25 protein-coding genes and 1 pseudogene are annotated in these 24,818 nt (G+C 63.9%); 12 read left to right on the forward strand and 14 right to left on the reverse strand.

Annotated features, from left to right (window positions below; translation table 11 throughout):
- Nucleotides 1–164: 164 nt before the first annotated feature.
- The gene (locus AC1DYK_RS23310; protein ID WP_478168516.1) at nt 165–275 is read left to right on the forward strand and encodes a DUF4411 family protein; all 111 of its coding nucleotides are present in this window, start codon (nt 165–167) and stop codon (nt 273–275) included.
- Nucleotides 276–502: 227 nt separating this feature from the next.
- Here AC1DYK_RS23310 and AC1DYK_RS23315 read toward each other — a convergent pair whose 3' ends face one another.
- Nucleotides 503–817: a BON domain-containing protein gene (locus AC1DYK_RS23315; RefSeq protein ID WP_478168461.1), complete on the reverse strand. Its 315-nt coding sequence runs from the start codon at nt 815–817 to the stop codon at nt 503–505.
- 224 nt (nt 818–1,041) lie between these two features.
- Here AC1DYK_RS23315 and AC1DYK_RS23320 point away from each other — a divergent pair, with 224 nt between their 5' ends.
- The 3 genes from AC1DYK_RS23320 (at nt 1,042) to AC1DYK_RS23330 (ending at nt 2,667) form a co-directional block, all read left to right on the forward strand.
- A complete protein-coding gene (locus AC1DYK_RS23320) occupies nt 1,042–1,761 on the forward strand; it encodes a Crp/Fnr family transcriptional regulator (RefSeq protein ID WP_478168462.1) in 720 nt (239 codons plus the stop codon).
- Nucleotides 1,762–2,097: 336 nt separating this feature from the next.
- Entirely contained in the window at nt 2,098–2,256 is a 159-nt protein-coding gene (locus tag AC1DYK_RS23325) for a DUF3309 family protein (protein ID WP_478168463.1), read from the forward strand.
- 213 nt (nt 2,257–2,469) lie between these two features.
- Nucleotides 2,470–2,667 carry a CsbD family protein gene (locus AC1DYK_RS23330; protein ID WP_478168464.1) on the forward strand — a complete coding sequence of 66 codons (198 nt, stop codon included), beginning with the start codon at nt 2,470–2,472 and terminating at the stop codon, nt 2,665–2,667.
- Nucleotides 2,668–3,302: 635 nt separating this feature from the next.
- Here AC1DYK_RS23330 and AC1DYK_RS23335 read toward each other — a convergent pair.
- Nucleotides 3,303–4,523 carry a hypothetical protein gene (locus tag AC1DYK_RS23335; protein WP_478168465.1) on the reverse strand — a complete coding sequence of 407 codons (1,221 nt, stop codon included), beginning with the start codon at nt 4,521–4,523 and terminating at the stop codon, nt 3,303–3,305.
- A 591-nt stretch (nt 4,524–5,114) separates the two neighbouring features.
- On the opposite strand from AC1DYK_RS23335, the gene AC1DYK_RS23340 reads away from it, so the two are divergent.
- Entirely contained in the window at nt 5,115–5,378 is a 264-nt protein-coding gene (locus tag AC1DYK_RS23340; RefSeq protein WP_106559146.1) for a hypothetical protein, read from the forward strand.
- Between the two features lie 410 nt (nt 5,379–5,788).
- Here the strand turns inward: AC1DYK_RS23340 and AC1DYK_RS23345 are convergent, their stop codons facing one another.
- From AC1DYK_RS23345 to AC1DYK_RS23385, 9 genes are all read right to left on the reverse strand, one after another.
- The gene (locus AC1DYK_RS23345; protein WP_478168466.1) at nt 5,789–6,328 is read right to left on the reverse strand and encodes a cupin domain-containing protein; all 540 of its coding nucleotides are present in this window, start codon (nt 6,326–6,328) and stop codon (nt 5,789–5,791) included.
- A gap of 20 nt (nt 6,329–6,348) precedes the next feature.
- Nucleotides 6,349–7,461, reverse strand: coding sequence for an alcohol dehydrogenase catalytic domain-containing protein (locus tag AC1DYK_RS23350; protein ID WP_478168467.1), 1,113 nt, complete (start codon nt 7,459–7,461; stop codon nt 6,349–6,351).
- Between the two features lie 171 nt (nt 7,462–7,632).
- Nucleotides 7,633–8,502 (reverse strand): alpha/beta fold hydrolase, encoded by an 870-nt coding sequence (locus AC1DYK_RS23355; protein ID WP_478168468.1) that lies wholly within the window; start codon nt 8,500–8,502, stop codon nt 7,633–7,635.
- Nucleotides 8,503–8,539: 37 nt separating this feature from the next.
- On the reverse strand, nt 8,540–9,607 hold the full coding sequence (gene dmpG / locus AC1DYK_RS23360) for a 4-hydroxy-2-oxovalerate aldolase (protein WP_478168469.1): 1,068 nt from the start codon (nt 9,605–9,607) through the stop codon (nt 8,540–8,542).
- A gap of 11 nt (nt 9,608–9,618) precedes the next feature.
- A complete protein-coding gene (locus AC1DYK_RS23365; RefSeq protein ID WP_478168470.1) occupies nt 9,619–10,569 on the reverse strand; it encodes an acetaldehyde dehydrogenase (acetylating) in 951 nt (316 codons plus the stop codon).
- Nucleotides 10,570–10,621: 52 nt separating this feature from the next.
- Nucleotides 10,622–11,410: a 2-keto-4-pentenoate hydratase gene (gene mhpD / locus AC1DYK_RS23370; protein WP_478168471.1), complete on the reverse strand. Its 789-nt coding sequence runs from the start codon at nt 11,408–11,410 to the stop codon at nt 10,622–10,624.
- A gap of 15 nt (nt 11,411–11,425) precedes the next feature.
- The gene (locus tag AC1DYK_RS23375) at nt 11,426–12,376 is read right to left on the reverse strand and encodes a 3-carboxyethylcatechol 2,3-dioxygenase (protein ID WP_478168472.1); all 951 of its coding nucleotides are present in this window, start codon (nt 12,374–12,376) and stop codon (nt 11,426–11,428) included.
- Nucleotides 12,376–14,151, reverse strand: coding sequence for an FAD-dependent oxidoreductase (locus AC1DYK_RS23380; protein WP_478168473.1), 1,776 nt, complete (start codon nt 14,149–14,151; stop codon nt 12,376–12,378). The genes AC1DYK_RS23375 and AC1DYK_RS23380 overlap by 1 nt, the downstream gene beginning before the upstream one ends.
- Nucleotides 14,152–14,169: 18 nt before the next feature.
- On the reverse strand, nt 14,170–15,162 hold the full coding sequence (locus tag AC1DYK_RS23385) for a Bug family tripartite tricarboxylate transporter substrate binding protein (protein WP_478168474.1): 993 nt from the start codon (nt 15,160–15,162) through the stop codon (nt 14,170–14,172).
- 124 nt (nt 15,163–15,286) lie between these two features.
- Here AC1DYK_RS23385 and AC1DYK_RS23390 point away from each other — a divergent pair, with 124 nt between their 5' ends.
- Nucleotides 15,287–16,102 (forward strand): DNA-binding transcriptional regulator, encoded by an 816-nt coding sequence (locus AC1DYK_RS23390; RefSeq protein WP_478168475.1) that lies wholly within the window; start codon nt 15,287–15,289, stop codon nt 16,100–16,102.
- Between the two features lie 394 nt (nt 16,103–16,496).
- Here the strand turns inward: AC1DYK_RS23390 and AC1DYK_RS23395 are convergent, their stop codons facing one another.
- Entirely contained in the window at nt 16,497–17,207 is a 711-nt protein-coding gene (locus AC1DYK_RS23395; protein ID WP_478168476.1) for a hypothetical protein, read from the reverse strand.
- 10 nt (nt 17,208–17,217) lie between these two features.
- On the reverse strand, nt 17,218–18,168 hold the full coding sequence (surE, locus tag AC1DYK_RS23400; protein ID WP_478168477.1) for a 5'/3'-nucleotidase SurE: 951 nt from the start codon (nt 18,166–18,168) through the stop codon (nt 17,218–17,220).
- 275 nt (nt 18,169–18,443) lie between these two features.
- On the opposite strand from surE, the gene AC1DYK_RS23405 reads away from it, so the two are divergent.
- Nucleotides 18,444–18,758, forward strand: a complete 315-nt coding sequence (locus AC1DYK_RS23405) for a hypothetical protein (protein WP_478168478.1) — start codon at nt 18,444–18,446, stop codon at nt 18,756–18,758.
- A gap of 279 nt (nt 18,759–19,037) precedes the next feature.
- Here AC1DYK_RS23405 and AC1DYK_RS23410 read toward each other — a convergent pair whose 3' ends face one another.
- A complete protein-coding gene (locus AC1DYK_RS23410) occupies nt 19,038–19,238 on the reverse strand; it encodes a hypothetical protein (RefSeq protein WP_478168479.1) in 201 nt (66 codons plus the stop codon).
- A gap of 1,092 nt (nt 19,239–20,330) precedes the next feature.
- Here AC1DYK_RS23410 and AC1DYK_RS23415 point away from each other — a divergent pair.
- From AC1DYK_RS23415 to AC1DYK_RS23435, 5 genes and pseudogenes are all read left to right on the forward strand, one after another.
- Nucleotides 20,331–20,629 (forward strand): annotated as a pseudogene (locus tag AC1DYK_RS23415) (JAB domain-containing protein); the annotation flags it as partial.
- Nucleotides 20,630–21,324: 695 nt separating this feature from the next.
- Nucleotides 21,325–22,440 carry an ArdC family protein gene (locus AC1DYK_RS23420; protein WP_478168480.1) on the forward strand — a complete coding sequence of 372 codons (1,116 nt, stop codon included), beginning with the start codon at nt 21,325–21,327 and terminating at the stop codon, nt 22,438–22,440.
- A 45-nt stretch (nt 22,441–22,485) separates the two neighbouring features.
- Nucleotides 22,486–22,851 carry a hypothetical protein gene (locus AC1DYK_RS23425; RefSeq protein WP_478168481.1) on the forward strand — a complete coding sequence of 122 codons (366 nt, stop codon included), beginning with the start codon at nt 22,486–22,488 and terminating at the stop codon, nt 22,849–22,851.
- A 489-nt stretch (nt 22,852–23,340) separates the two neighbouring features.
- A complete protein-coding gene (locus AC1DYK_RS23430) occupies nt 23,341–23,517 on the forward strand; it encodes a hypothetical protein (protein WP_478168482.1) in 177 nt (58 codons plus the stop codon).
- Between the two features lie 696 nt (nt 23,518–24,213).
- Nucleotides 24,214–24,522, forward strand: a complete 309-nt coding sequence (locus tag AC1DYK_RS23435) for a DUF736 domain-containing protein (RefSeq protein WP_478168483.1) — start codon at nt 24,214–24,216, stop codon at nt 24,520–24,522.
- Nucleotides 24,523–24,818: the final 296 nt, after the last annotated feature.

Below are 24,818 nucleotides of genomic sequence, written 5' to 3' on the forward strand. Positions count from 1 at the left end.
TGCGCCGCAGCGTCAGCGCTGTGAGTTGCTCGCGTTCGGTTTCGCTCAGCACCAGTTCTGTCTTAGGTCTTCCTCGCATGGCCGCCTCGTCGTGTGCATACGGTACACGATCGATTCGGCGCTCCTTGATTAGTTCAATGAACTTCTAACTCACGACACTAGATATCCGTCGCAAGTTTCTGATTCCCAATGTCTGCCAGCACTTTGGGGTCGACTTCATCAACACCTTCGACATGCTGGGCAGGCTTTCCGCAAGGTTTGTGCTCGCCGAGTAGGCGGCCTCCACGCCTGCGCCGCCCAACTGACATAGACGTCCCGTTGGACCTGCTGCGACCTCGACACTCGCCGTGCCCGCGCATGACACCTACTTCTGCAGCCATGTGGTGCCGAAGCTGCCGGCGCCACCGATGAACTAGAGTGGGAGCACCTTCGGCGCATTTCGGCCACAACCAGTCATTCGAACCAGACTGCGTTTGTAATCGCCCAATCCGGGCTCCAAGGCTCAAGGTCGCACGGCAATCTCGTTCTTAACCGCCTTCACGCCTTTCACATTGCGCGCAATGCTTTCAGCCGTGGACTTCTCGACGGCGTTCTTGGCGAATCCGGCGAGCATGACCGTCCCGTTGAGCGTTTCGACCGAGATGCTGGACGCGTCGACGAGCTTGTTCTCAACAAAGCGGCCCTTGACCGACGCGGTGATACCTGCATCGTCGACGTAAGCCCCGGTGGATTCCTGCCCCCTGGTGACAGCACAGCCCGACATAGTAAGCAACGCCACGGCTGTGAGGGTGGCGGAAATGGCGATGCGAACAGTCATTTTGAATCTCCTGCGAACCTTGATCTGCAAAGACCGCCCCGATCGGGCCTGAGCAGAAAGGCCTCAGGCCAAGCACACAATCAAGACGAAGTACTTTGATCAAGCTAGTATTTGCGATCGGTCCGGCTGCCGTCTGTGCATTACCGAACATAGGCTTTTAGTTTGATGTGGATCAAATGGTAGATTGGGCGGTCGCCGTACATCAGAGCCACGCTAGGATGGAAATGGCCGCGCTGTCAGACCCCATGTCGAATCGCCTCCTTGCTGCCCTGCCCGAGGCCGAATGGCAGCGCTGGCGTCCGCAGCTTGAAGCGGTCGAGATGCCGCTGGGGAAGGTGCTGTATGAGTCTGGCAGCACATTGAGCCACGTCTACTTTCCAACCACCGCCATCGTCTCCTTGCTGTACGTGATGGAAGACGGCGCGTCCGCGGAAATCGCCGTCGTCGGCAATGAAGGAACAGTGGGTATCTCGCTCTTCATGGGCGGCGAGTCCACCCCCAGTCGAGCGGTCGTGCAAAGCGCCGGTCACGGCTTCCGGCTCAAGTCTCAGGTGCTCAAGGAGGAGTTCAACCGGGCTGGACCGGTCCTGCACCTGCTGCTGCGATATACCCAGGCGCTGATCACACAGATGGCGCAAACGGCGGTCTGCAACCGGCACCATTCGCTCGATCAGCAGCTGTGCCGTTGGCTGCTTCTGAGCCTGGACCGGCTGCAAGGCAACGAGCTGGTCATGACACAGGAGCTGATCGCCAACATGCTCGGCGTGCGTCGCGAAGGCGTGACCGAAGGCGCCCTCAAGCTCCAAAGGGCCGGCCTGATCAACTACGCTCGCGGTCACATTACCGTGCTGAACCGGCCAGGGCTCGAACAGCGGTCCTGCGAGTGCTACGCGGTGGTCAAGAAGGAGTACGACCGGCTCCTTCCGAAGTGCGTTGCGACCTAGCTGCTGACGCAGCAACTGGGCAATGACCGAGGGCGGCAAGGTTCAATGCTGCGAACATCGGGTTCTCGTCCACCGATAGTGCAACCCGACTTTCGCACGCTGAGCCGAATCCCGCCGTGCTACCAAAGTGCCCCGGCACACCTGGTGGCGTAAGAGCGCCAGCGAATCAAAGTTATGTTCGATGGCGCACAGACACACGCGACGCACGGGGATACCGTGGCCTTGCTGGCCGTTTCGCGACTCCGTGGGGCTGGCAGTGTGGAAAGATCGTGAGAAGTTTTCATGTCCGAGACGTGCCACGAACTTCACTTTCCTGCAATTTCAAGGAGAAGCGCCATGGGTCTAGGCACCCTTCTGTTGATCGTTCTGATCCTGATGCTGATTGGCGTGATACCCGCCTGGCCGCACAGCAGAAGCTGGGGCTATGCACCCGTTGGCGGTTTGGGTCTCGTCTTGCTCATCGTCCTCGTGCTGGTGTTGATGGGACGGCTGTGACAGCGTCCTCTGTGAACGTTTGGGGACGCCAAGACCCAATTGCCTGGCAGCGGCCAAGGCAAAGTTCAGCGAGAACTGATCTCGGCCGGAGGTCGTCGGTCAGGGCCGATGACGGGGCCCTACGCCGTGTCTGCGCGGCGTCTGACATCATTTTCTGCTCGAAGATGCTAGCTTGTTATGTGGCATCCGCCACATCGCCACTAAGGAGCTGCCATGAACAAAGACCAAGTTAAGGGTTCGCTGAAAAAGGCGAAGGGCAGTGTCGAAGCAGCCGTCGGCAAGGCCATCGGCAGCGACCGGATGCGGGTTGAAGGTGCTACTGACAAAGCGGTGGGTTCAGCGCAAAAAGCAGCCGGTGATTTGAAAGAAGCCGCGAAGGATGCGTCGAAGGCCGCCCACAAGAAGCCATGAGTTCAAGGATCGACGGGGGCTTGCGTTGCGGAACGCCACGATGGTTCACCAGTTACCTAGCAAGCCGGAGATCAGCAACTTCGTCGAAAGCGATTTGTCCTGCCTCCGGGCGCACATGACCCAATGCGCGGCAGCTCGGGATCGATTCCCTCGGGTGCGAAGCATGATTGACAGTGCAGAGGCATTCGCGAGCTGCCGGATCGTTTCTTGTGCGATTGTCGCATTCGTCGTGATCATCGCGTTAAGACTGTTCTTTTGAGCTTCGCCCCGCAGCAGAGTATTGCTGTCCGGGGCAGACCCTCTTGCAGTCGCTCCGGCTATCGTCACGCGAATAACCGAAGAGATGATCGCGTCTGAAGTCCGCAATGGGCCCGTTGCTGTCCTTCGGCTCGCGACAACCAGGGACAGCAGCAGACTGGTTGCTCAAGTTCAGGGTCCGGCTCCGAATGACGGCGCCTGACGGAAGCTGTCATCGGCACATTCCTCGACGGACGACTGCTCATCCTCGGAACTTGGCGCCGACATGGCGCTGCGCCGGAGGCCGCAGGATTTTTTCGCGGCGCAGAAGTCGTTGATCCAGGGCACCACGGACTTCTGGATAGCATCGGGCCGTCAGCACCCCAGACTCACGACTCTTATTGCTTGAAGTTAAAGACCGTTAAACGGGCACGCGTTGAAAGACCTAGAACCGACTCACTGGAAATCGCTGTGAGGTGCAGGCTAGCGCCGTTCCCGTCCGTAAAAAATGCAAGTCCTTCCGCTTCCCAAGAACGATGAGTCGTTGACGCTTGTCCGACATAATCAGCCAAGTGTAAAACCGGCGTGACTGTTCCGGTATTCAAGTCAATCATATTGACGGTCATCTGGGAGTCGTTCCCGAACGTGTACAGGTAATTGCCATTTACCTTGCCGCACTGGACAAAGGACAACGGCTGGGACAGGTTCAGTTGCGTGCGCACAGGAACCCCATTCCACACGGAACTGAGCGTGAACATGTTCAGCTTGGTGGCATTTTGATATTTCATCGCGTACACCATCTGACGCCCCGAATCTACCGCCACCCAGGGCACTCCGTCATTCTGGTCGACATCAAGAGGCAGAGCCGCGATCTGACCGGTAAACGAAAGATTGTTCGCATCATAGGTTGCGATAGCCGGGTGCTGGTATCCGGTCACCTCGTCCTCAAGAGGTACGAATATCTGCCCTTGGTAGACATCGATGCACCCAATGTGATCGGACCGGTATGTGCTACGGATGGCACTGGATATGGCGAACGTATTGGACCTAATACTATTGAAATTCAAATCTGTGGTGTTCAGACCGGTTCGCCCCGAAAATTCGATCGAATTGCTCTGCATGTCGAAGGCGATGCCTTGGGAGCGTGTGAGAGCAATTGAGGGATCGCTGACCAAGGTAAATTCATTCGTATTGACGAGAGCCCATGCAGGTATGGGCTGTGCGTCGGTGCCGATGTTCCAGAGCGCCCGACCGCCGCCATAGATGACCAGGTTCCCGTCATCCTGCGCTGCCAGATACGCACCCGGGTTGCCGTACGTTTGCGAGTGCCAGAGCGGGACGCCGTTGGTGTCATACACGACGAGATTGCCATCGCCCTGCATGGGGGCGAGCGCACCGGGACTCTGAGTCTGGCTGTTCCAGCGCGGGGTCCAGTCCGATGTCCGGTAGTAGACAAGATTCCCGTCGGCCTGCATCACGAGGACATAGCGGCCGTTGTCGGAACTGATGGATTGACCCGGTAAAAGCGCCGTGTTGGGCGCTAGGATGCTGGCGCTGGCGAAACATGCCACGAGGACCAGTGCAAGGGCACCCAGTGCCCGATATGACGTCGCCATCACGACCCCCTTCAGGCATGTGACTGCCCGCACTGCATTGCGCTGCGCCAGCACGGATTGTCAGGCGCTGGCTCCGTCCCGCTTGTGATGAGCGCGCAAGTGAGGCGGGAGTTGTTTCGCAAAGTGATGGCGCGTGCAAGCCCGCTCAGCCGGTTTTCTCGGTGGCCTTCGGGACGAGGCGATCGGGATTCTGAGGCGGAACGGTGTCGAGGCTTTCGCCCCCGGGTGACCGGACCCGGCCTCACAGCGTGAGGTCGCCCCGCGTGAGGGAAGGACAGCAACTTCTACACAGCTGTCGCTTGCTCGGCCGAGTCGAACGGCAGCTGATGGCCGCCAGTGTGAGTACGAGGCGGCGCCAGGAAGCTGACTTTTGGTGCGATTGCCCTGGCGGCCAAAGTCAGCTCGCGGCATCCCCCAGCGAAACCCGGTGGCGGCCACAACGTGCCGCTCGCTAGAGTCATCCAATGCGGGCGATGTGAACACAGCGCGCTGGACATGGGCGAACGATGAGCGTCTACTTCAAGCGGGCGCCGGCTTGAACGCGGCGCTATCGGTGCAACACCGCTTGCTTTTCGGAACGCAAAGGAGACTTCGATGCCTACGATCGTCGCCCACCATAAGGTCAAGGATCAAAAGCACTGGCTGGCCTCGCCCAAGCGCAAGGAATTCTTCGAACTGATCGGCGTAACGAACATCCGCACCTTCATCAACCCGACGGATCCGACCTCCGTGGCGTTGATGATGGACGTTCCCGACATGGAGAAGTTTGGCGCCGCGATGCAGTCCAAGGACGCGGCCGATGCGATGGCCCATGACGGCGTGCTGCCCGAGACCGTGGTGGTGTGCATCGAAGCCTAGACAGGCGCTGCCGATCCGGCGGCCCGTTCTTGCGGTGGCGTCCGGGTTGTGGTGAGTGCTGCTCACCCGTCGAGCGGGACGTTGACCGTCGGCTTTATGGCGATTGACCTGGGCCGCGTCGACTTCCGGTTTGGGTCGGCAGCGCTGCATCGTGACCATCGGGTGCAGCCGTTCGGCCCCGAAATTGTCGCGATCGTCGTTCGGCATGCGCGAACGACTGCTGTCGCAATCACTGACGTTCTTGGTGGCGTCGGCGAAGGTCAAGTTCCAAGGTAGACCGGTCGTTCGCTGAGAAAACCGCCGCTGGCTCCTATGGGCGCCCTGACCCGCCATCCACCCTCGACCTACGAGCGGCGGCTGTGCGATCGAAAGCGGTCGGAGATGTCGGGGCCACGACTCCGATGCCCAGCTCAGGAGCGCTTTGCCCCGACAAGGACGAACAGCATGGTCGCCGGCTTGTCGCTCTTGTTGCGCCAGGCGTGGCGTGTGCCGTTCTGGACGACCACATCGCGCGGCGCAAGCTTCTTCGTAGCGCCATCGTCGAGTTCGAGGTGTAGCTCGCCGTCGATCAGCACGCCGTAGTCAACGGAGTCGGAGGTATGCATGCCGGGGTGATCCATCTCGAACTTCTCAGCCAAACCGGGCAGCACTCGCATGTACTCACCGCCGGCGGCAGCTGGATCGAAGTCGGGAGTCATCATCACAGCGTCGGGAGGAAACGTGATGAACATCAGGTTCGTGCCACCTGGCGGCGGCGTCCATGACGCGGCAGAGACTGCCGGGTCACCCTCGCCCGCGGGCACTGTCGCGTTGGGAGTCGTCTCCCACAACAACGAAGTGACGAAGCCTGGAACGTGCTCGAACTCGGTGGTACGCGGTGCAGCCGCGTCCGATACGAAGACGGCGTTTCCTTTCCGGTCGTGGCCGGTGACGATGCGTCGGATGTGCATGGTGTGCTCCTTTGTGCCGCTCAATGCATGATCACGACGTTGGTGAATCCGCCGCTGCGCTGGTCGATCGCATCCAGCGCATCGTTGACACGCTCGAGCGAAAAGCGCTCGTGCTCGAACACTTCGAGGTTCAGCGTGCCCGCGTGGGCCATCGCCGCCATGTCCTGGCCTTCAGCTGTCGTAAACCACAAAGAGCCGATGTAGGACTTCTGCAGGCACATGAGGGGAAACGGTTCCAGCGGTATGGGATCGGCGACGCCGCCGATGTTGATCGCCTTCCCACCGCGGCGTAGTGCGTTGAACGAGTCGAGCACCGTCGCCACCGCGGCGTTGGGGCCCAGCGCCTCGATGAGCGCATCGACACCGAAACCCCCGGTCGCTTCCATCACAATCTCGGAAGTCGGCCGCGATCCGAGCGCGATCGGGACGATGCGTTGCGGGTCGAGTTGCTGCAGCTTTTCGAGCAGCGTGGTGTTGCGCCCCGTCGCGAAGATCCTGGCCGCGCCCATGGCCAGCGCAAGAATGACCGCACCCAACCCCAGCGTGCCCGTCGCGCCGTCAATGAGCACCGTCTGACCTGGGGAGAACTGTGCCTTGCGCAGCGCCGAGTAGGCGGTGCCCAGATAGCCGAAGCGAGCGCCTTGCTCGAAGCTGATGCTGTCGGGCAGCTTCACCAGGTTGGCGGCGGGTGCCGTCAGGTATTGGCCGAACCCGCCGTAAGGATAGTCCTCGAAGAGCTGCTGCGAGCCCGGGCCGAAGCCGAAATAGCCCTGGAATGTGTAGGCCGTGCAGTTGATGTGGTCGCCCCGCCGACATGCAAGGCAACTTCCGCAAGACAGCCCCGGATTCACATACACGCGGTCCCCGGGCTTGATGTCCGCGCGGACTTGGCTGCCCACTTGCGCGACCACCCCGGCTGAGTCGAGCCCGTAGATCGCGGGCAGCGCGGGCAACGGCAGGAAGGGGAACCACTTCGGATAGCTGGTCACTACATTGCGCAGGTTCGGCACCACGCCAGCCGCCTTCACTTCGACAAGCACGTCGGTAGGTCGAACTTCGGGCACCGGGATCGTGTCAACCTGGAATGGTTCACCGATCTTGTGCAGACGCGCAGCATTCATCATCTTGGCCATGGTTATCTCCGTTTGAACTGGGGGAAAAATGACCGGACTGCTACGCCCGGCCGGGGGATCGCTTGACGAGCGTCAGTCGCTCTCTTCGATTCGCGCTGACCTACGGACGCGGCTGTCCAAGCGCCACGCATCGAACGCGGCGTCCGAGGAAAGATCAGCGCCCGAGTGGGCTCAGCGCGCCAAGAAGTCCAGCACCATGCGGTTGAACTTGTCGGCGTGCTCCCACTGCGCCCAGTGGCCGCAGCGGCTGAAGACATGCAGGTCGGCCTTCTGCAGGCCTGTCACCAGCCGCAGGCCGATGTCCAGCGGCACGAAGCGGTCGTCGCGCCCCCAGACCACCAGCGTCGGAGCTGCGATCTCGCCAAGCCGGTGCCCCACATCGGGGAACTGCTTGGGGTTCGCGTCGGTGCTCTTGACGAAGTTCTCGAGGTGATCGCGACGGCTGAGCATGTTGTCCAGACGCGCCTGGAAGAGCTCTTCGGTGAGGTTGCTCGTGTCGTAGACGAACACGTTCATCATGCGCTTGAGGTTCTCAATCGTGGGATCGCGGTACAGGGCCCCGATCAGCTTGATGCCCTCGGTGGGCATGGGCACAAAGGGGCTGAGGCCGCCGGTGCCGCCACCCATCAGCACTAGTTTGCCCACGCGCTCGGGGTTGGCCAGCGCAAAGGCCACGGCGCTGTGCCCCCCCATCGAGTTGCCGACGATGTGCACTTTGTCGATGCCAATGGCATCCATCAGGCCCTTGAGCGCTCGTGCATTGAGGTCGGAGCGCGATCCGGTACTGACCACTGGATCGCTCTTGCTCCAGCCCGGACAGTCCATCAGGACGACGCGGTAGCCGGCGGCCACGAACGGCTCGACATTGCGGTTGAAGTTGGCCCAGCCGCTGGCGCCGGGGCCAGAGCCGTGGAGCATCACCACGGTCTCGGCGCCGCTGCCGGCGTCGTTGTAGTGCAGTTGCAGGTCAAGGTCGCCTTCCTTGATGCGGACGAAGCGGCTTGTGTCGGATTCGGTGATGGGAGCGTTGTTGGTGTGCATGACTTGGTCTCGGCTGTGTGATTTGGGGGCAAGGGCCTCAGGCGGCTTCGCTCATGGTGGGCGGCTGGTGAACGCGCTCGTGTTCGATGCCCTTCAACAGGTCGAGGGCCACGTCAACGATCATGTCTTCCTGGCCACCGACCATGCGGCGCTTGCCCAGTTCGACCAGAATGTCCACGGTCTTCAGGCCGTACTTGCTGGCGGCCACTTCCGAATGGCGCAGGAAGCTCGAATACACGCCGGCATAGCCGAGCGCCAAGGTCTCGCGATCCACGCGCACCGGGCGGTCTTGCAAGGGGCGCACGATGTCGTCGGCCGCATCCATCAGCTTGTAGAGGTCAGTGCCGTGGTTCCAACCGAGGCGTGCGGCCGCTGCGATGAACACTTCCAGCGGCGCGTTGCCCGCCCCGGCGCCCATTCCCGCCAGACTCGCGTCGACGCGGTCACAGCCTTCTTCGACCGCGACGATGCTGTTGGCCACGCCCAGGCTCAGATTGTGGTGCGCATGCATGCCCGTTTGCGTTTCGGCTTTGAGCACGTCCTTGAATGCACGGAAGCGATCTCGCACTTCGTTCATGCTTAGCGCACCGCCGGAGTCCACGACGTAGCAGCAGGTCGCGCCGTAGCCTTCCATCAGCTTGGCCTGCTCCGCCAGTGCTTGCGGAGTGGTCATGTGGCTCATCATCAAGAAGCCGACGGCTTCCATGCCGAGATGGCGCGCGTACTCGATGTGCTGCCTCGAAACGTCGGCCTCGGTGCAATGTGTCGCCACACGCACGATGCGCGCGCCTGCTTCGTAGGCGGCCTTGAGGTCGTGCACGGTTCCGATGCCCGGCAGCAGCAGCGTTGCGATCTTCGCGTGCTTGACCACGCTGGCGACCGCCTCGATCCACTCGACATCGGTGTGGGCGCCAAAGCCGTAGTTGAAGCTACCGCCCTGCAGGCCGTCACCGTGGGCGACCTCGATGGAATCGACTTTTGCCTCGTCGAGTGCCTTGGCGATCTGCTTGGCCTGTTCCACGCTGTATTGATGGCGGATGGCGTGGCTGCCGTCACGCAGGGTGACATCCGAGATGTAAATTTTCTCTTCGGGTTGGTGGCTCATCACTGTCTCCTTCAGGCTGGCACGACGGCGAGCATCCGCTCGGCCATGGATTCGGCGGTGCGCAAGGCGGCGCTGGTCATGATGTCGAGGTTGCCGGCATAAGCAGGCAGGTAGTGCGCAGCGCCTTCTACTTCCAGGAAGATGGAGGTTTTCAGACCGTGCATGCGGGCACCGACGCCGGGAATGCGGATCGGGCGTTCGGCTTCGATTCGGTCGAACTGCACCTTCTGCTTGACTCGATAGCCCTGCACATAAGCCTGAACGTCGGCGGCCATGCGCTCGACTGATGCGGCGATTTCCTCCTCATCGGCGAAGTCGCTCAAGGTGTAGACGGTGTCGCGCATCATCAGCGGTGGCTCGGCCGGGTTCAGCACGATGATGGCTTTGCCCTTGGCAGCGCCGCCCACCACTTCAATGGCCTTCGACGTGGTCTCGGTGAACTCGTCGATGTTGGCGCGGGTGCCGGGGCCTGCGCTCTTGCTTGAGATGCTGGCGACGATTTCGCCGTAGTGCACTTTCGTCACACGGGAGACGGCAGCGACCATCGGGATGGTGGCCTGGCCGCCGCACGTGACCATGTTGACGTTGAGCGCGTCCAGGTGCGCCTGGCCATTGACCACGGGAATGCAATACGGACCGATCGCTGCGGGCGTGAGGTCCACAAGGCGGATCTCAGGCTTGAGACTGCGAAGGAAGGCGTCGTTCTTGACGTGAGCGCCCGCCGAGGTGGCGTCGAAGACGATGTCGATGTCATCGAAGACGGGCAGGCGCGAGAGACCTTCGACGCCTTCGTGGGTGGTGGCTACGCCCATGCGTGCAGCACGTGCCAAGCCGTCGGATGCGGCGTCGATGCCGACCATCGCTCCCATTTCGATGTGGCGGCCATGGCGCAGGATCTTGATCATCAAGTCTGTGCCGATGTTGCCGCTTCCGATGATGGCGGCTTTCAGTTTGCGGGTCATGAATGTTCCTTGTTGGGTTTAGCGACTGCTGCGATGGATGCGGTGGAAAGACTCATGCTGCGGAGAAGCGCGCGCGAACGCTGCCCACTCCTTCGATACGGGCCTCGAAGTGGTCGCCGGCGAAGACGGGAACCATCGGTCCCAACGCACCCGTGAGGACGAGGTCGCCCGCGCGCAGCGGTTGGCCAAGCGAAGCCAACTTGCGTGCCAGCCAGACGGCGGCGTTGAGGGGATGACCCAGGCACGCGGCACCGCTGCCGCTCGACACCGTCTCCTCGCCGCGCACCATCGTCATGCCGCACAACTTGAGGTCCAGGCCATTGAGCTTCGTGGGTACGCCGCCGAGCGCAACCAGACCGCTGGAGGCGTTGTCGGCGACCGTGTCGGCAAACCGGATGTTCCAGTTGGCGATGCGGCTGCCGACGATCTCGATAGCCGGCAGGACATAGGCCGTGGCCCCGATCAGTTCCACCAGCGTGGTGTCAGCTGCCAGCAGGTCACGCTCAAGGACAAGCGCGACTTCAGCCTCGACCTTGGGCTGCAACGTGCGCGAGAGCGGGATTTCTTCGTCGTCCCCATAGAGCATGTCGGCGAACAAGGTACCGAAGTCGGGCTGATCCACGCCGAGCTGGCGCTGCACTGCAGGGGATGTCAGGCCGATCTTGCGGCCCACCACGCGCCGGCCCTGCGCCACGGCATGCGCGACGTTGGCCTGCTGGATGGCGTAGGCAAGGCTGCCGTCCGGGTCCGTGCCGAGTTCGTCGCGCAACGGGGCGATCGGCTCTCGTTGAGCCTCGGCCATGCGCAAGCGCTCGGCCCACTGTTCGATGCGGGGGTCCATTTTTGCTTCTCCTGTTCAGTTGGGTTGCTTCAGCAACATGAGGCCGAAGCCGGCGATGTATTCGGGGATGGCTTGGTAGTGGCGCAAGGAGCAGGTCAGCGGACGGTCCACGGCGAGGGCGCTGCGCGCGACGAGCCAGCTCTTGGACTCATGCGCCGAAAGGCCGCCCTCCTTTTCGATGCTGTCCTCGCTCATTGCGCACAGCGCATCGAGGCCCGCCGCGCCATCGATCAGCCCGTCCATCCACCGGCGGTCCCAGTCCGGATTGATGGGCTTCATGGCGCTGTCGCCCGCCGCCAGCGCCAGGCCAGCGGCCATCACACGCTGCGTCTTGGCCTCGCGCTCCTCTGGCGTCGGCTCGCTGCGGTGGGTGATGCGTTCGCGAACGGCCGCGTCCGGGTGCGAGAGCGTAGGGACCGGCGGCTCGTGCGAGAGGCCGCCGGAGCCAATGACCAGGGTGCGCCGCGGCTCCTTGTCGAGAAAGCGGCCGATGGCTTGCCCCAGCGCGCGGCAGCGGCGCAGGCGCGGGATTCCGGGCTGGGCAACCGCGTTCAGAAAGATCGGCAGCACGGGCGGCGTGTCCAGGCCACCCCACAGAAGCTGCAGCGATTGTGCGAACCCATGATCAACCTGCATGCGACGCGATACGGCGAGGTCGAAGTCCTCATCCATCAGTCGCGTGGCCAGTGCCACCGCCGCGTCGGCATCCACATGGAGGTCGCCAGCTGGCGTCAGATAGTCACCCACCGAGCGCGCCTGCGTACCAATACAGAAGGGCGGCATCAGCTCGTTGAAGAAGCCGTTGTAGTGATCTGGCGCCACGAGCACGACGAGCTCCGGGTCGAATGCCAAAACCTGATCGCGTGCGCTGGCAATGGCTGCCTTCAGTGCTTGCTCCACCGGCGGCGCGACGGGGTTGAGCCCCATCAGCGGCGAATGCGAGATGCCCAGGAATGCGCGTTCCATCACGCCGCCTCCAACACCCGCGACTTCTGGTCCAGCAACGAGGCCAGGGCCTGCTCAAGCTCTTCTCGTGCTTGCGCGGAATCCGCCACCCCAGCCTGCTGGCGCCAAGCCACGACACCGTCGGGCCGCACCAGCAACGCACCCGCTTCCTCGATTTCACGGACCGCGTGCCAACTGCAGTAGACGTCCTGGGCGGTCGGGCCTCCGATCACAACGGTGCGGAGGAACGGCAACTCCATTTCCTTCGCAGCCTCCGCCCATGCTTGGCCGGCGATCCCTGTCACCAGAGACACCTTGCCTTTGCCGATCAGATCGAGCGTAGACACGCGACGGCCGTCCTGTCCTACCAGCCAGGCGTGGGGCAGCTTGGCGCCGGGGCGCGTCGTGGATTGTACGTGAAGCTGCGGGTCGCGCTTCCAGACCTCCTCAGCTGCGTCGGGCTCCGGAATGACGGCCTCGGACACGCAACGCTGGTTGAGCTCGACACCCTGGGCATTGAACTCGAAGTTCTTCAAGTTCAATGCCTCGGCCAAGGCGGCCCGGCGGGCGATGCCCTCCGGACCTGGATCGGCGAGCTCGTCGATCCCCGCGGCGAGCGGATCCGGTGCGCCCGCCTTGCGGAAGGCCTGCTGTAGTGGGGCATAGTCCAGTCGCGATTGATTGGCGCGCTTGACGATCTGAGCGCCGACCGGGGCGCGCTCAAGGGTGTAGGAGTCCAGCAGCTGCTCGCCGGCGTGCCCCTTCACCACGAACGCCAGCTTCCATGCCAGGTTGAAGGCGTCCTGCATGCACGTGTTCGAGCCCAGGCCGCTCGAGGGTGGATGGCGGTGGACCGCGTCGCCGCCGCAGAAGACACGCCCGGACGAATAGACAGGCGCATGCGCCTGATTGACGTACCAGACGGATGTGCTGTCGATCTTGAACTCCAGGTTCGGATCGCCCACCAGCGCGCGCACCTTGCGCTTGACTTCTTCGGGCGAAAAATCGGGCTCGCCTTTCGACATGTCGAAACCCCATCCCGCGATCCATTGGTTCCACGGTTTGATGGCTCGCAACAGGCCCATGCCGATTTCGCCGAAAGAGGCGTCGGAGGTCACCATCCAGTACAGGATGCTGGGTCGATGGGCGACGTAGCGCGTGAGGTCGGCCGTGAACAGCACATAGGCGGTGGCGGCGCGCGCCAATTGCCCTTCCACTCCGAGGCCCGCATCGTCCATGACCTTCGATTTGGCCCCGTCCGCGCCAACGAGGTAGCGCGCCCTGACCTGATACTCGCGTCCGGTGAGGACGTCGCGCAGCTTCACGGTCACGCCTGAGGTGTCCTGCTCGTGGCTCAGGTACTCGGTGTTGAAGGAAAAGATCGCCCCGCGCTCGACAGCGTTCTTCACCAGCAACGGCTCCATCTTGTCCTGCGGCAGATCCATCATCGGGCAGGGGCTGGCCTGCAGGTAGTCTCCGATGCGCTCGTCACCGGTGCCCCAGGTGCGCAGCCGGGCGATCTCCGGTCCGGCAAGGCTGGTGGTGAAGAGGGTGTCGCCCATCCACTCCCATGGCGTGGCATCGCGCCGCGCTTCCTGTTCGACGCCAAGGTCGCGCAGCACCTCCATGGCACGCTGGTTGGTGATGTGCGCACGCGGTGTATTGGCAGTCCAGTTGTAGCGGTTGACCACATGCACGCGCACGCCATACGTTGCCAGTGCGAGGGCGGTCGTTGCCCCCATCGGGCCGCTGCCCACCACCAGCACGTCAGTTTGGAAATCTTCCGGTCGGTTCATGATCTGCTCCCTGCTTGCTTACTTGATGGTTGCCTGGATCACCGAGCCATAGGTCTCGATGTCGCGGCGCACACGAACTGCCAGCTCGGCAGAGTCCGCCGGGTAGGGATCGCCCGAAATTCCCAGCTTGTCCTTCATCGCCGGCTGCTTGAGCGCCGCGTTGAATTCGCGGCCCAGCTTGTCCACGATGGCTTGCGGCGTTCCTGCAGGAGCGACAAAGAAGAGGTAGTTAGAGATCGCCAAGCCGGGGTAGCCGCTTTCGGCCAAGGTCGGAACCTCTGGCAGCAGCGGATGGCGCTGCGCGCCCAGCGTGGCAATCGGCACCAGCTTGCCCGCCTTGATGTACTGCTGCGCGTAGTGCACCGGCATGACCATCGTGTCGATCTGTCCCGCCAACAGATCCGTGGCCGCCGGCGCCAGACCTTTGTAGGGCACGTCCACGAAGTCAGCCTTGGTCAAGCCGCGCAGCTGGTGCATGTGAATGAACCACGGGCTTCCCGTTCCCATGGTGCCGAAATTCAGGCCCGAGTTCTTGTTGTCTTTGGAAAGTTGGACCAGGTCCTTGACGGTGCGAGCCGGTACCTTGGGATTTACGACGAGCACCAGCGGCACGATGATCATTCCTGAGACCGGAACGAAGTCCTTCAGCGCGTCGTAGGGCACCTTGGCGCCGAGCACGTCGGCGGCCTTCGGCAGCTTAGCCATCGCATGGTTGATCGCGTGGGAATCCGAGACCACCCCGATCGTGTAGCCGTCCGCCGGCGACCTGGCCACGGCTTCCGTGCCAATGATTGAGGAGGCACCGGGGCGGTTGTCGATGATGATGGTTTGCTTGAGATTGGCCGACGCCGCCTCTGCGACCGCACGCGCCGCCGAATCGGCATTGCCGCCGGCCGGATACGGCACGATGATCTTGATTGGCTGCTTGGCAGGCCACTCCTGTGCCCAGGATGGGCTGGCGGCGAAACCCAGTGCGGCAATGGTGCAAAGGGCACGGCGAGTGATGGTCATCTTGTCTCCTGAATAGGGTGGGTGAGGCTTCTGTCGTCGCGTTCCTTGCGACTGGTTGGCAGTGTCTGAGGGGGGCTTCAAGTCGTATAGTCCGTGCACACAGTGCACCGAATGGAAGCGACGAATGCCCGTATCCGCAAGTTTTGGGGACTCGACTCTCTACCGGGAGGTGCGCGGCCTGAGCCGCGGGCTGGCCGTGCTGCGGGCCTTGAACGCGATGCCCGGCGGCATTGGTGGGGTCGTGGAACTGGCTCGCGTCACCGGGCTGCACCGCACCACCGTCAAGCGTCTGCTCGAGACACTAAAAACAGAAGGTTTGGTGCACCACAAGGACGACGGGTTGTCTTATGCCTTGGGCTTTGAAGTTAGGCGCTTGTCCGAGGGGTACGTGGGCGCCGATTGGATTGACCGGGTGGCAGCGCCAGCGATGCGCGCGCATCTACGCGCCCTTTCATGGCCGAGCGACTTGGCCACGCCAGACGGTGGTTTCATGATCGTGCGGGAATCCACCCACCGGGTGAGCATGCTCTCGCAACACCGCGCGACGATTGGCATTCGCATTCCTATGCTCGTCTCTTCGCTCGGCAGAGCGTGGCTGACCTGGTGCGCAGACGAAGAGCGCGAGGCCACGCTATCGTTGCTGCAGGAACGCACCGACGCCATCGGAGAAATGGCGCGCGACAGCGCCTATGTGAAGCGGGTCCTGCGGGAGACTCGACGACGTGGATACGCGATGAACAAGGGGGAATGGCTCACCGAGGCCAGCGTGACGGCCGTGGGCTTCCCGATACGAATCGGCGAGCACGCAATCGGCGCGATCAACTTGGTGCTGCAAAACAATGCCGTAACAGATCGCGAGATTGCCACGCGCTATGTGCCGCTGCTGCGCACGCTGGCAGATGAGATCTCCAAAGGAGCAGCGAGTTCACCTCGCGGCTGACCACGCATTTGATAGGGTTTACGGGTAAACCCTTGATTTCGGCGTAGGCCTCTTGGCTCGCGAAGGGCTTCCGCCCAGTAGCCAACGGCAAGCAAACGAGCGAGACCGGTCCTAGCAGGCGGGCGAGTGACTGTCTGGTCATGGCCGACTGTAGCCTGTCGCCGGCCCGCAGCTCCGGGCCCTAAGCCGACTTCCAGCCCGCTCCAAAGCAGCCATTGGTCCGCAGGCCGACATCTCAAAGGCCTGTTCCGAGGCGCTCGAGTGCACGATCGCCTACTGCTATGCGCCGGTCGTTTGCGCCTCCACCCCGCCCGGCGATCGCATGGGAGAGCGCAATCGGGTCGTAAGCGGTCAACGACACTAGACGCTGCCGACAGCTGCCCGCGATGTGGGCTTAGTCGGCGAATGCCCAGAGATCGACCAGCTGGGAGCCGTTGTCAGCCAGCAGCCGGAACTTCGCGGGTGCATAGTCGGTGTCGAAGGCGAGCACGCCCGAGGCCGTCGCGGGCAGCCCGCCACAGGCATCGGTGCTGGCCGCGAGATTCAGCTTCAGCGTGTTCGGGAGCACACCCGCCGACAATTTGCCGGAGAGCTTGCATGCCGAACTGCCGGCCACGATGGCGCCGTCGGCCGTCACGCTGAAGTCGGCTACCACACCAGCCGGCGTCTGCGTGCGGTAGCGCCCCGCGAGCGTGGCGATGTCGACGACGCCGGCGGCCACGACGGCGTTGCTTTGCAGCAGGGTCACCGTCACGTCTTTGTCCGAGGCCGGGATGCCGACCCAGGCACCGCCCGGATCGCGCCGATAGGTCTGCTTGGCACGGTCGTCGCTGTCGCCGAACACCAGCAACCGGCTGCCGTCCGCCGCGGCGTAGTACTTGCCGACGTTCGGTGCGCTAGCGTCATCTGAGCTGACGACGTAGTTGCCGGTGGCTAGGTCGTCGACGCTGACCTTCGGCGCGGCGGCCGTCCCGGTGGATGGGGGCGTGGCCGACGCCGGCGTGCCTGCCCCCGGCAGGAACCCGCTGCTGCTGCCGCCACCTCCACAGGCCGCCAAGAGCAGCGCGGCACTGCAAATGGCGGCGCTTCCGAATGTGAGATTCATGGTGCGCATCTCACTTGGCCAGAAGATCGCGCAGACGCAGGCGCAGCCATTGCTGGCCCGCGGGGCGGTGGTCGTAGCCCACCTGCATTGCCGTGACCGAGACCTTGTTCTTCGACACCAGCGCTTCATCCTCCACCTGCACGGCGGTCGCGGCTGTGCCCAAGGAGCCACCGATGCCGTAGGGCGGCGAGTTGTTGAACTTGAGCCCGTAAAGCTCGTAGCTGCCGATGCGCGAGAAGGCCCAGGGCAGGGCCACGGTCGGCGCGTTGGGAAAATTGACGTTGAGCGCCAGCCCCTCGGGCAGCAGGGCGCCGCTGCCCGCCTTGGCCTGCAGTTCTTTCACCAGCTTGACCGACAGCTGTGCCACCACGGTCGAATAGGCGTTGGCCAGGCCGGCGTTGTCGGTGGTGTCCGCGCCGGCGCTCAGGGCGATGGCCGGCAGGCCGCGCCCGGCGGCGAACTGGGCGTTGCCCACGGTGCCCGAGTTGATCACGACGCGTCCGACGTTCTGCCCTTCGTTGGGACCCGACAGCACCAGGTCCGGGGTCTTGCCCCAGCGCGCCTTGGCCAGCACGTCGAGGCCGTACATCGTGGCCATCACGGGCGTGCCGTGCACATAGTTGTAGTCGCCGCCGGTGTAGCCGGCCTTGGTGAACGGACCCACGGCCGGTGCGCCCGTGGCGGCGGCGCCGTTGTGGCAGCCGCCTTCGGCATCGACCTGGGTCTTGTCGTTGTCGGCAATGATCGTGCTGGTGCTGTACATCACGATCGCCGCGCCGCGTCCGCTCTGTCCGGTGCACGGGACCGACACGATGACGTCGTGCCCCTCCGCCTTGAGCGCCTCGTAGAGGGCCTTGAGGTTGCTGGTCAGGCCGTCGTCGTTGGACAGCAGGATGTTGAGGGCGAAGGCCGGACTGGCCAGGCCGAGCAGCGCGAGGGTGGCGGCAAGACGGAGTTTCATGGGAAAGGTTGGAGCTAGGTGGATCGGATCGCAGCGAGGCGACCGTGCGCAGCAGCAGCACGCCGCGCAGGTTATGCACGGGCGATGACACTGGCGTGACAGCGCGGGCTACCTGCGCATGCTTGGAGCGGACGATTCAGCGAGTGATCCGGAGCGCACTCGCCCTGCACATGCTTTTCTCTTACGTGTCACACGGAACAGGAAGACTTGCACCACCGTCCACTACCCGTTGTGAACGTCGCCTGCACGCAGCCTGGCGTCAACTGGAGAAATTCATGCCGATGAAACTGCTCGCTGTCATCGCCTCGTCCCATCTACCCATGTCGTTCAGTTACTCTGACGACATCGACAAGTTGCGGATCCTTCGCGCAGCCGGCCTGGTGATCGCGTTTGTGCCAGGGCCCGGAAGTCCGTTCACGCTCTCCGGCCCCGAACGGGCGGCGCAGGTCCTCGCCATCACGCAAAGGGGTCAAGAAGAATTGATGCGAAGCCGCCACCCTGACGAAGAGGTGCCGCTCGCCGCAGGCCATGGCGGCCCCACTCGCTTCCTGCGCGCGGTAGCAGATCGCGCCAGGCAGGCGCTGCGCTAGAACGCGCTCTTTTCGCCGTTCCTGCAGCACGTCAAGGCCGTCGTCACGAGCCAAGGCCCAGTTGGCATCAACGCGGTCGATGGAGACAGGGAATATCGTTGGAGATGCGATTCGCGCCACAGGCGCCGGGTAGGCGTTTGGAGCCTCGCCTGAGTCTCTCGAATGGCCTCATGCTTGACGAGGGTCTCGACGGTAAGACCGCCCCCCCGAGGGCCGGGGTGGGATCGGAACTCGGCAGTCGCACCGACTTGGTGTCCACGGTCGGTGACGAAAAAAAGCTCAACGTCCTTGCTGCAGCCGCTGCAGCCCTTGGTCTGTCAGGCGCTTGCCACCTAGGCAGTCCATTTCCACAAATCCGTTCGACCTTAGGCGATTCGAGACTTTGATTGAGTCGGTCGGATACCGTCGAGCATTGGCCTCCTGGAGAGCTTGGAGTGCACTCCACTGTTCGTCGTTGAGCTGAACTTTCTTGTTGGCCATCGCACTCTCCTTCAGCGGACGGCCAGTATCGTCGCGCGTCTAACCAGTACGCCACCTTGGAATTTCTCTTGCCAAGAAGTTCGAATCGGACTAGGAAGCGCCTTCACTCGCTCGTGAGAACGGGTGGCTGGAATACCTTGCCCGAGGCGCAGGAGTTTTCGGACCCCGGCGTCACGGACGCCAGGGCGCTGAAATCCCTTGTGACGACGGCGTTGGTGATGAGCCCTTGAATTGGCAGCGACACACGTAGGTCCCGGTGCGGCCACAACCGGTCATGTGGCTGCCGGGCTCGACCGCCCAAGCGCCGACCTTGAACGCCGCCTCCTCAGTCTTGATGAGGTTTCATCGGCAGCAATGACTAGCCCGGCCTGCCGCCTGTCCTCGCGGCTCTTGGAGTGACAAGATGCGGCCGGCCAGGAGCCGCCGCACCCACGTCAACCACTGACCACGCCACCATTCAGGCCATGGCGACAATTCAGATACCCGAGGATTTAGTTCCGAACATCGGGCCGGAGACGGGGATGGACTACCACGTCATCGATGTCCGATTGAAGGATGGTCGCACCCTTTCACGACTTGTCGTGCAAGGCGGCCGGTTCATTACTGGACGCGAAACAGATTTCAACGGCGCGGGCGAGCTGCCATTTCGGAGCGAGGATATTGCAAACGTCCGTCGCAGCACCTGGGTTTTTGGAAGGCTCTGGCCCTTCTGGCCACAGGCGCGGTCCAGGGGGACCAAATCGTCAAGAAATTGATGCCAAAGAGCTGAACAGGGGCCGCGCAAATTCCGCTTTGGAGAAAGTGGAAATTCGGCTTAGGGCCCCAAACCGGGCCTACAGCGGACGGAGATGCAGCCCGGAAGCGGCCGCTCCCGGGCCAAATCCTGTCGGCCATTCGCACTTACGCGTTCTTGGCACGCACGATGGTGTGCGTGACGGTCGACCCGCTCTCGCCGTTCTCGTTCGCCACTATCGAGAGCATGTCGCGGTGCCACCCCTCTTCGCTGACATGTAAGAACTTGCCCCAGGCGCTGGACCGGCCGTCCCTGGACGCGGTGCCCCGGTCGAAGCTCCAGGCGCCGTCCTTGATCTCGCCCCGATGTACCTCGATGCGCAGAACGCGCTCATCGCGTTCGAGGAACTGTTCCGGGCACCTTGACGCAGACCAGTGTCTATCCGCCCGAGGTCATGCGGCGCTGCCTGCAGCATGAGGCAGCCGCGCTCATCGTTGCGCACAATCAACAGAGCGGAAGTGTCGAGCCGTCGCGTGCGGACGAACTTCTGACGAAGACCTTGGGGACGGCTCTTGCGATGATGGACGTGCGGGTCCTGGACCACATCATCGTGGCAGGCGGGCGGTCGCTCTCGTTCGCGCAAGGCGGACTCCGCTGACGCATGGGGCTTCGGGCCCTTTGCATTTCTTGCGGCGATCAGCGCACTGCGTGCGATGGCTTCGGCCAGGGCGGCCAGGCGGTCACGGATCCCACCACGCTGCGTGAAGTGCCGCCGCGGCGGCGGCGGGATGCCGCTCCCATGCGATGGCGCAGGGAGGGGTGCTTGCTGTTCCCTTCAGGGTGCCACACCGTGCTCCGAGCAGGACCTGCACTTCCAGGCCACGCAGCGGCTCAGCGCCTACGCGAGCGAGGCGCGCATGGCTGGGCGCATCCAGGCCTGAGCGCCTGCCGCCGGCCTGGCCGGCGGCATTTCTCCTGGCTTGTCTCGCGTGGCGCGCGTCGCGCGCAGCCCGCTGCGCAAGATGCGGGCGCGGCACGCCTTCCCGTTGATCTTCCAGGTCATGCCCCTGCGTCGCAGAGGAGGGATCGAGCGGCCTGCGGCCGCAGCGCTGCCAGGGGGTGTGCCCGCACGGGTCCACGGCATGCCGCGGGGCATCGGCTGTCGGAGCCCCCTCTTGATCGACGCATAGCTCGCACGGGCCGCTGTCCAGGGCGTCGGGCTGCGCCACCGTCCTCACCCGGTCCTCACTTCGCTCGGCTGCGGCTTCCGGGCGGTCCCCGGACATCGGCCCTTGCTGCTCGCTGTTCATGCGTCGAGGCGGCTCCGAAAGCAGATGTTCAACCCCGCGGCACATGCCGCAGAAAGGACCGGTCATGCGTGCACATCAAACCCCTCGTCAGCGCAACACGGACAACCCGTCAGCCACGGGCGTTCCCCCCGTACCCCCCGAGGACTCACCCAAAGCAGACTTCTTGAAGGCCAGGGAGGGCGCGCCGCGCAGCGGCCGGATCGACGTCCGCCAGGCCGTCACCGATCGGATCATCGCGATGCTCGAGAAGGGTGGCAACGCGTTCCGCGAGCGCTGGACGCGGGCCGCGTCGCGCGGGATCCCGCGCAACGGCAAGACCGGTGCACCGTACCACGGCGCCAATGTGCTGCTGCTGTGGGACGCTGCGATCGAGCAGGGCTACGCCTCCAACGTGTGGCTGACCTACAAGCAGGCCGCCAGCCTGGGCGCCCAGGTGCGCAAGGGCGAGCGGGCGGTGCTCTGCGCGCATTTCGAGCGCAAGGTGGGCCCGGCATCATCGGGCCTTCCTGACGGCTCGCAGCACATCTCAGGACGCGAAGAGGAGGAGGGCGGCGCAACGGGCGCAGGCGAGCGGGACTTCCTGCTTTGCAAGCCGTTCTGGGTTTTCAACGTCGCGCAGGTCGACGGCCTTCCGCCGGAACGGGTGGATGACGTGAATGCGTCGAAGGACTGGGCCGATCGCTCGCCGATCGAGGGTGCGATGCGCTTCATCGGCGGTTGCCAGGCCGACATCCGGCACGGCTTCGATCGCGCGGCCTATGCGCCGCACGCAGACCGGATCCTCATGCCCGCCGTCGACCGGTTCACCAGTCCCGAGGCCTATTGCGCCACCGCGCTGCACGAGCTGGTGCACTGGACCGGCCACCCGGACCGGTTGGCGCGCACCTTCGGTGCGCGGTTCGGGGACGCCACCTATGCCTTCGAGGAACTCGTCGCAGAGCTCGGCAGCGCCTTCGTGCTTGGTCACATCGGGCTGGTCGACGCGACGATCGAAGGGCATGCGGCCTACCTCGACGCCTGGCTGCAGGTGCTGCGCAACGATCGCACCGCGATCTTCACCGCCGCGCGTCTGGCCGGCGAAGCGTTCGAGTACATCCTGAGCCGCGAGCTACCGACGGTGGGCGAGCTCGCCCTGGCAGATGACGCGGGCAAGGAATAGTTGGATGGATCCCCCTCGCCGCAAACCCATGGTCATGCCCGCCTCGTGAGCGTGCTGAAGACCTACGATTGCTGTCGCTGCGTCAGGAGGCCGGGGCACTGGACCATCGCACTCGCCGCGCCCAGGAAGGGCGGCGAGGTCGGCTCGGGTGAGTTCACCGTGGCGACGGCCGCTGGATCCATGCCGGTGACCTCGATGCTTCGCATGACGCGCTTCCAGCCGATCTTCGGGTCGGACTGTGCCGACCAACCCGGCCCCGGACGTCGATCCCGATCGACGTACGCCTCGCCGAAATGGCTGCTTCGGCTTTGCTCCTGGACGCTTCAGGCAAAAAAAGTTGCGGTGGAGATCGTCTTAGTGCTTGCCGCGCTGACCTTGGTCGTGACCGTGCCGGTCGGTCACTCGCCCTGACGCTCCATCAGGAGCAGGAGCAGGAGCAGGGGCCTGGACGGATGGCTGCCATTCGGTGCCCGCGTCGCTGTGACGCTGCGCGTGATCACGGACAGCCATGGGTCGAACGGTTCGCCGATCGAGGTCAGTGCCATCCCGCAGGTTGGGCTCGGCTTGCATGCCCCGGACATGGACGAGGCGCCAGCCGCCGTGGGCATGCGCCGAGTGCGGCAGGCGTGGGCCGACCGCCTGCCCGAAGGACCCGGAGGCGCGGTTCGCGGAACTGCCGGCAGTATGCGTGGCCTCCACGGCCAACGCGTCGGCTTGCCGTGAAGACCACCGGCCCCGCCGACCCGCTCGCGCGGGCGGCGAACCTCGAGCGCGACTGGTGGACGCCGACCGCTGGAGGCTACCTCGAGCATGTCTCGAAAGCCCGGAGGCCGAAGCGGTCCAGGCGTTTGCACACCGGCCGAGGTGCACCGACTGGGCACGGCCAGGAAGGCCGACATCGTGACTGCGACCGAACGGCTGGCGGCGGGAACCGGAGGGTTGCCTGCGATGCTTGGGCGACAGGAGGCTGATGCCCGGGCGCAGGCCATCGCGTCGAAGCCAGAAGCCATGGACCGCGCCGACTCAGCCGGCGATGCCGAGACCGAAGATTGCGTGGTCGAGCCAGCCGTCGCATGAGCCTGGAGCCCCGGCCTGCGGGACGGGGCGTGTGCGGCGAGAGGCGCGTCGACGAATTCAGCGGCTGCGCCGCAGACGCGCCTGCAAGCGCGCACCGCCGAGGGCGGCGCGGAGCCGCAATCCACGACAGGCCTCGCTGCGCGAGGTTGTGCCATGCCCTGCCGTGTCCGACGCTGGCGGGCAGGCCGCCGTGAACGACGCAGACACGCGCCGACAGGACCTGGTACGCGACGCCAATCGACTCCCACGTCGAACTCATCAGTCCCGCAAGCCGCCGCGGCGCGGCGGAGCGTTCTTGCGCATTCGCGAGAGCGGCGCGACCGGCACTCAGCTGCGAGCCGGACTCGTGCCGGATGGTTGTCGCTGGCGCGGTGGTTGCGGGCCTCATGCCTCCTTTGCGAGTACAGGCCTGCGCCCACGGCCTTGTTCTCGCCGTGAATCCTGGCGCGGGCACGGCGCCGCTCTCCTTCGTTTCGCTTTGCCTCGGGCCTTGCGCCGCAACCGTGCGGTCCGACAAATTTCCCCTCTGCTGCGCAGATTCCTCGCGAGGCAAATTTCCCGGGCCTTCCGGTCCTCCGCTGCGCTGCGGCCTTCTGTGCTGCGCCAGGCGGTGCGGCGAGCCCGGACCCGCGCCGTTCGGATCACGCCAAGGCCGCGATGGGCGCGAACCTGGATCAACCTCGAAAGGACTTCATCATGGGCACCATTGGCAACTTCATCGCGTCGGGCAACGGTTACACCGGCACCGTTCGCACCCTGGCTCTGAACGTGAAGGTCAGGATCACCGGCGCCGAAAAGGCGAACGAAAACGCCCCGGACTATCGCGTGATCGCCGGCAACGGTCTGGAAATCGGCGCGGCGTGGAAGAAGATGACCAAGGCGGACCGACCCTATCTGTCGGTGACGCTGGACGATCCATCGTTCCCCGCGACCATCCATGCCCGCCTGGTCGAGGCGGATGACGGTACGTACAGTCTGATCTGGTTGCGCAGCGAGGGCGATTGAGCATCGCCCTTGGCGCCCCGCCTCGGCGGGGCGCTTTTTCCTTTCAGTCACGGCGTGCGTCGACGGTCTCGGCGTGGTGCGTTGTGTCCCCACTCATCGCCTCGCTTTCCTCGGGTGTCAAAGGGGTCCGAAGACGCCGCGCGCATTCACGCGTTGCGTCGAGCATTTGATCCGGCGCCTGTACAGGGTCAGGGAGCCACGGCGATGAGAACCCTGACGGCGCGCTGCGCCGTGCCGCTTCCGGTCCCGGGCAATTCCGCCCGGATACCTTTCAGGGAGATCGACCAGGACGAAGC

Source organism: Variovorax sp. P2_H12, from assembly GCF_056403395.1.

Excerpts from the sequence above, each read along its gene's own strand:
- AC1DYK_RS23315 (WP_478168461.1), bottom strand. The coding sequence starts at position 817 with ATGACTGTTCGCATCGCCATTTCCGCCACCCTCACAGCCGTGGCGTTG.
- AC1DYK_RS23320 (WP_478168462.1), top strand. The coding sequence starts at position 1,042 with ATGGCCGCGCTGTCAGACCCCATGTCGAATCGCCTCCTTGCTGCCCTG.
- AC1DYK_RS23325 (WP_478168463.1), top strand. The coding sequence starts at position 2,098 with ATGGGTCTAGGCACCCTTCTGTTGATCGTTCTGATCCTGATGCTGATT.
- AC1DYK_RS23330 (WP_478168464.1), top strand. The coding sequence starts at position 2,470 with ATGAACAAAGACCAAGTTAAGGGTTCGCTGAAAAAGGCGAAGGGCAGT.
- AC1DYK_RS23340 (WP_106559146.1), top strand. The coding sequence starts at position 5,115 with ATGCCTACGATCGTCGCCCACCATAAGGTCAAGGATCAAAAGCACTGG.
- AC1DYK_RS23345 (WP_478168466.1), bottom strand. The coding sequence starts at position 6,328 with ATGCACATCCGACGCATCGTCACCGGCCACGACCGGAAAGGAAACGCC.
- AC1DYK_RS23350 (WP_478168467.1), bottom strand. The coding sequence starts at position 7,461 with ATGGCCAAGATGATGAATGCTGCGCGTCTGCACAAGATCGGTGAACCA.
- AC1DYK_RS23355 (WP_478168468.1), bottom strand. The coding sequence starts at position 8,502 with ATGCACACCAACAACGCTCCCATCACCGAATCCGACACAAGCCGCTTC.
- dmpG (WP_478168469.1), bottom strand. The coding sequence starts at position 9,607 with ATGAGCCACCAACCCGAAGAGAAAATTTACATCTCGGATGTCACCCTG.
- AC1DYK_RS23365 (WP_478168470.1), bottom strand. The coding sequence starts at position 10,569 with ATGACCCGCAAACTGAAAGCCGCCATCATCGGAAGCGGCAACATCGGC.
- mhpD (WP_478168471.1), bottom strand. The coding sequence starts at position 11,410 with ATGGACCCCCGCATCGAACAGTGGGCCGAGCGCTTGCGCATGGCCGAG.
- AC1DYK_RS23375 (WP_478168472.1), bottom strand. The coding sequence starts at position 12,376 with ATGGAACGCGCATTCCTGGGCATCTCGCATTCGCCGCTGATGGGGCTC.
- AC1DYK_RS23380 (WP_478168473.1), bottom strand. The coding sequence starts at position 14,151 with ATGAACCGACCGGAAGATTTCCAAACTGACGTGCTGGTGGTGGGCAGC.
- AC1DYK_RS23385 (WP_478168474.1), bottom strand. The coding sequence starts at position 15,162 with ATGACCATCACTCGCCGTGCCCTTTGCACCATTGCCGCACTGGGTTTC.
- AC1DYK_RS23390 (WP_478168475.1), top strand. The coding sequence starts at position 15,287 with ATGCCCGTATCCGCAAGTTTTGGGGACTCGACTCTCTACCGGGAGGTG.
- AC1DYK_RS23395 (WP_478168476.1), bottom strand. The coding sequence starts at position 17,207 with ATGAATCTCACATTCGGAAGCGCCGCCATTTGCAGTGCCGCGCTGCTC.
- surE (WP_478168477.1), bottom strand. The coding sequence starts at position 18,168 with ATGAAACTCCGTCTTGCCGCCACCCTCGCGCTGCTCGGCCTGGCCAGT.
- AC1DYK_RS23405 (WP_478168478.1), top strand. The coding sequence starts at position 18,444 with ATGCCGATGAAACTGCTCGCTGTCATCGCCTCGTCCCATCTACCCATG.
- AC1DYK_RS23410 (WP_478168479.1), bottom strand. The coding sequence starts at position 19,238 with ATGGCCAACAAGAAAGTTCAGCTCAACGACGAACAGTGGAGTGCACTC.
- AC1DYK_RS23420 (WP_478168480.1), top strand. The coding sequence starts at position 21,325 with ATGCCGCAGAAAGGACCGGTCATGCGTGCACATCAAACCCCTCGTCAG.
- AC1DYK_RS23435 (WP_478168483.1), top strand. The coding sequence starts at position 24,214 with ATGGGCACCATTGGCAACTTCATCGCGTCGGGCAACGGTTACACCGGC.